The sequence below is a fragment of the Rhizomicrobium sp. genome (assembly GCF_056722145.1).
Genome location: NZ_JBWZET010000007.1, coordinates 1 through 4,947 on the forward strand (window position 1 = coordinate 1; position 4,947 = coordinate 4,947).

At 65.2% G+C, this 4,947-nt stretch carries 5 protein-coding genes and 1 pseudogene; 1 reads left to right on the top strand and 5 read right to left on the bottom strand.

Annotated elements, in window-relative coordinates; all coding sequences use genetic code 11:
• The 5 genes from AC1P6P_RS00380 to AC1P6P_RS00400 form a co-directional block, all read right to left on the bottom strand.
• Positions 1 to 669 (bottom strand): NAD-dependent epimerase/dehydratase family protein (locus AC1P6P_RS00380; RefSeq protein ID WP_481400451.1); only part of this gene is annotated, 669 nt, incomplete at its 3' end.
• A complete protein-coding gene (gene rfbH / locus AC1P6P_RS00385) occupies positions 666 to 1,988 on the bottom strand; it encodes a lipopolysaccharide biosynthesis protein RfbH (RefSeq protein ID WP_481400454.1) in 1,323 nt (440 codons plus the stop codon). The genes AC1P6P_RS00380 and rfbH, both read right to left, overlap by 4 nt.
• Before the next feature lie 44 nt (positions 1,989 to 2,032).
• On the bottom strand, positions 2,033 to 3,151 hold the full coding sequence (rfbG, locus tag AC1P6P_RS00390; RefSeq protein WP_481400452.1) for a CDP-glucose 4,6-dehydratase: 1,119 nt from the start codon (positions 3,149 to 3,151) through the stop codon (positions 2,033 to 2,035).
• On the bottom strand, positions 3,148 to 3,918 hold the full coding sequence (gene rfbF, locus AC1P6P_RS00395) for a glucose-1-phosphate cytidylyltransferase (protein ID WP_481400455.1): 771 nt from the start codon (positions 3,916 to 3,918) through the stop codon (positions 3,148 to 3,150). Before rfbF ends, rfbG begins: the two co-directional genes overlap by 4 nt.
• Positions 3,919 to 4,165: 247 nt before the next feature.
• On the bottom strand, positions 4,166 to 4,342 hold the full coding sequence (locus tag AC1P6P_RS00400; RefSeq protein ID WP_481400453.1) for a hypothetical protein: 177 nt from the start codon (positions 4,340 to 4,342) through the stop codon (positions 4,166 to 4,168).
• Positions 4,343 to 4,423: 81 nt separating this feature from the next.
• Between AC1P6P_RS00400 and AC1P6P_RS00405 the strand changes: the two are divergent.
• A pseudogene (locus AC1P6P_RS00405) lies at positions 4,424 to 4,947 on the top strand (amidohydrolase family protein); the annotation flags it as partial.

The following is a 4,947-nucleotide window of genomic DNA, read 5'->3' on the forward strand; positions in this document are numbered from 1 at the left end:
CACCAGGTCGCACAGGTCATTCACATGCAGGAAGGAGCGGAAAACCGGCACTTTCGCGGCCACCGTGATCGGTCCACCGGCCAGCGCGTCCCGCGCGAAACTGGCCAGCGCGTAGGAATCGATCTTGTTGATGAACGGCCCGCCAAGGCTGAAGATACGCCCCGCCAGCACCGGCACTCCGGCGTCGACACCCCAGTCGAGAAAGCGCCGCTCCGCCGCCAGCTTGCCCGTTCCATAGGGATGGGTGTCCTCGCCACGCTCCGCCAGCGCCGCGGCGCCGGAGGATGCGAAAAACAGGCTGACCGGGGCCTGCCCGGCCCGCGCCGCCGCTGCCATTGCCGCAATCAAGGCCGAATCGCCCGCATCGTGCGTCTGGGCAAAAGCCGCCTCGCCCCGCAGTTCCACCTGCTCCTTGCCGGGCCAGCCCAGATGGATGACATGGGCGCCCGCCACATCCCCGGCCGTGATGGCATCCAGCGAGCGCACGGGCAGAACCTCGCCCCGAGGCAGCGCCAGATCGCGCGCCCTTGTGCCAAATCCGCGCACCCGCCCACCCAATGCGCCTCCCATTCCTTCCGCCAGCCGGGCACACAGCGCCTGCCCGATCCAGCCCGAAGGGCCGGTCAGCACAAAGCGCGCCTCGGCGGGGATGGGGGTCGGCGCGCTCACGCCCGGCATTCGCCCGAGCGGATCAGTTTGTTCAATGTGTGTGCGGTATATTCGAGGTGGTTTTTTGCTAGGCCTGGGAAGAGGCCGATCCAGAAGGTGTTGGTTGTGACGAGGTCGGCGTTGTCGAGAGTGCCGACGGTTCGGACGTTTCGTCCTTTCATGTAGGGCTGGCGCAGGAGGTTTCCGCCGAACAGGAGGCGGGTCCCGATTTTCGCGTGGTTCAAGGCCTCGAGCAGTTTTTCGCGGTTGATCCCGCATCCGGGGCGCAAGGTGAGGGGGAAGCCGAACCAGGAGGGCTCGGAGTTTGGCGTTGCCTGCGGCAGGATCAGCACTTCCTCGAGGGGCTTGAGGAGTTCGGTCAGCGTGTCGAAGTTGGCGCGGCGGGCGGCGATGAAGCCATCGAGATGGCCCAGCTGGGCAAGGCCGACGGCCGCCTGCATGTCGGTGATCTTGAGATTGTAGCCGGCGTGGCTGTAGGTGTATTTGTGGTCATAGCCATGCGGCAGGCTGCCGAGCTTGCGGCAGAAGCGCTTGCCGCAGGTATTGTCCTGCCCGGGCGCGCACCAGCAATCGCGGCCCCAGTCGCGCATCGATTCGATCAGGCGCTTGAGGCGCGGCTTGTCGGTGAACACCGCGCCGCCCTCGCCCATGGTGATGTGATGGGCGGGATAGAACGACAGCGTGCCGATGTCGCCGAAGGTGCCGACATGGTGGCCGTCATAGGTGGCGCCAAGGGCGTCGCAGCAATCCTCGATCACCCACAGGTCGTGCTTGCGGGCGACGCGCATCACCTCGGCAAGGTCGAAGGGGTTGCCGAGCGTGTGGGCGATCATGATCGCGCGGGTGCGCTCGGATACCGCCGCCTCGATCATTTCGGGCTTGATGTTGTAGGTGGGCACGTCGACATCGACGAACACCGGGACAAGGCCATATTGCAGCGCCGGGTTCACCGTGGTCGGAAAGCCGGTGGCCACCGTGATCACCTCGTCGCCCGGCTTCAGCGCCTCGTTCCTGAGCTTGGGTGAGGTCAGCGCCGACAGCGCCAGCAGGTTGGCGGAGGATCCGGAGTTGGTGGAGAGCGCGTGATCGACGCCAATCCGCGCCGCCAGGCGCTTCTCGAAGGCCTCGTTGAAGCGGCCCGTCGTCAGCCAGAAGTCGAGCGCCGAATCGACCAGCATCCGCATGTCCGCCGCCCCGTGCACCTTGCCGGAGACGGGCACCGGGCTGGTCCCGGGCACAAAGGGCCTGGGCCCGTGATAACGGTGGGCATATTCGCCGGAAAGATCGAGGATCAGCGCGCGCAATTCCTCCTCGCCCATGTCCTTGACAAGGGCGAGGGGATCGGCGGCGGGGTTGGCTGTGGTCATGTCCGCCCTGTTGCAAGAAGGGTGTTGAGGAAATCGGCCTGGTAGGTGGCCAGCTGGCGCTCCGTCACATCGCGCGGATCGGCGCCGTCGGCCACCGCGCGGTGCCACTCGGCAATGGCGCCAAGCGCGCGGTCCAGTCCCCACGCCGGCGCCCAGCCCAGCACATCACGCGCACGGGTGCAGTCGAGCTTGAGGATCTTCGCCTCATGCGGGCCGGTGGCCTCGTCCGGCCTGGTCCAGCCGGGGGCGCCCCAACCTTGCGTCAGGCGGTCCGCGATCCATGACACCGGCCTGGCATCCGCCTCGTCCGGCCCGAAGTTCCAGGCGGCGGCGGCCCATTCCCGCCCCTCCGCCAGATGGCCGGCGATCAGCAGATAGCCCGAAAGCGCCTCCAGCACATGCTGCCACGGCCGGATCGAGGCCGGCGCGCGGATCACCGGCGCCTTGCCGGCCAGCAGCGCGCGGATGATGTCGGGCACCAGCCGGTCTTCCGCCCAGTCGCCCCCGCCGATGACGTTGCCCGCCCGCACCGAGGCGACCAGCGGCGCCCCGGGCACGGAGAAAAAGCTGCGCCGGTACGCCGCGATCACCAGTTCCGCCGCGCCCTTGGAGGCGGAATAGGGATCGTGCCCGCCCATTGCCTCGCCCTCGCGGTAGGGCGCGTCGCGCTCGAGGTTCTCGTAGCACTTGTCGGAGGTGATGCAGACGATGGCCCGCACCCCCGCCGCCCGCCGGCAGGCATCCAGCACATGCACCGTGCCCTGCACATTGGTGGCGAAGGTCTCCACCGGGGCGCGATAGGATTCGCGGACCAGGGGCTGCGCGGCCAGGTGGAACACCACCTCGGGCCGGGCGCGGCCCACCGCATCCTCGACCACGGCCAGATCGCGAATATCGCCCTCGATATGAGCGACAGCCTCGGCCACCCGCGCCTGACGGAACAGGCTGATAGCCTCGGCCGGCAGGGCCAGCCCCGTCACCTTCGCCCCCATGCCCGCCAGCCACAGCGCCAGCCAGCTGCCCTTGAAGCCGGTGTGGCCGGTGACCAGCACCCGCCGCCCGCGCCAGAACGCGGCGCCGGCAAGGCGGGCGTTTTCGGCGGGTGACGCGCTCACCACAGCTTCCAGGGGGCACCCTCGGCCCACAGCCGGTCGAGATGCTGCTTGTCGCGCAACGTGTCCATCGGCTGCCAGAAACCCTCGTGGCGGAAAGCAACCAGCTCTCCCGCCTTCGCCAGCGCCTCCAGCGGCCCCTGCTCCCACAGCGTCTCCGGCCCCTCGACCAGATCGAGCACCGATGGATCGGCCACGAAAAAGCCGCCGTTGATCAGCCCGCCATCCCCCGCCGGCTTTTCCCGGAAGCCGCGCACCGTGTCATCGCCCTCGAACTCCAGCGCGCCAAAACGCCCCGGCGGGCTGACCGCCAGGATCGTCGCCTTGCGGCCATGCGCCCGGTGAAAGGCCAGCTCCGCCGTGATGTCGACATCGGCCACGCCATCGCCATAGGTGAAGCAGAAGGGTTCACCCTCCTTAAGGAACCGGCGCACCGCCTTCAGCCGCCCCCCCGTCTGCGTGTCGGCGCCGGTCTCCACCAGCGTCACCTTCCACGGCTCGCTCTTGGCCTCGTGCACCTCGATCGAATTGGTGGCCAGGTCGATCGTCACGTCCGCGGCATGCAGGAAATAGTTCGCGAAGAACTCCTTGATCACATACCCCTTGTAGCCAAGGCACACCACAAACTCGTTCACCCCGTGCGCCGCGTAAATCTTCAGGATGTGCCACAAAATCGGCATCCCGCCGATCTCAACCATCGGCTTGGGACGCAACTGCGTCTCCTCACCAAGCCGCGTGCCCAAACCTCCCGCAAGGATTACAGCCTTGATCATAATGAAAAATCTGGACCTTCTTGCCGCTCGCAAAGGGAATCGGTCCTCATCACTTAGTAGATTTCGCGGAATGCTTTCAATCTCAAATTTGATTCTTGCAAGACAATGTAATAAAATGAAAAATCTATATTTTAATACGTAACGTATTGATATATCGGGCATTAAATTTTTAACGTTTTTTATGGATTGGTCAGGGGGTTACGGCCGGAAGGCGCGGGTTGGGCCGCCGTTTGGAGCCGTGCGATCATCCCGCCGTCTTGTCGAAAGTCGCATCATCTATTGCGCGCGCGTCGGTATCTGGCGGATCAGCGGCCGTTCCGGCTTGCTCATCGTAATGGCGATAACGGCTTGCAAGATCGAGTTCCGGAATTTGACGCGCATCAAAGCGAAACCCTTTCATTTCCGGGAACAAGCTGGTCATCGGCAAACGTAACGATCCGTAGCACGGTCGCATCACCCCGATGTGGCCCGGCTTGGACGGCTTTTCTGGGAGCGCCAAAGGATGAAAATGGAAGACATGGTGATCATCTCCGTCGATGATCACATCAGTGAACCCGGCCACATGTTCCAGAGCCACCTTTCCGGCGAGGCGCTGGCCACCGCGCCCACGCTCAAGTACAAGTCGAATGGCTCGGCCTATTGGGAATACTACGGCGCCAAGATGTCGTCGGTCGCGCTCAACGGCGTCGTCGGTCGTCCCAAGGAAGAATACGGCATGGAGCCGACCAACCTCGACCAGCTCCGCAAGGGCTGCTGGGATCCGAAGGCGCGCGTCGACGACATGGACGTCAACGGCATCGCCGCCAGCCTCAACTTCGGCACCTTCATCGGGCTTGACGGGCTGATGTTCTGCAACGCGCCGGACAAGACCTACGCCGCCAAGCACGTCCAGGGCTACAACGACTACCACTGGCACGAATGGTGCGAAGCCCACCCCGGCCGCTTCATCATGAACGGCATTCTGCCCGCATGGGACATGGACGCCACCGTCGCCGAAATTCACCGTCTCGCCAAGCAGGGCTGCAC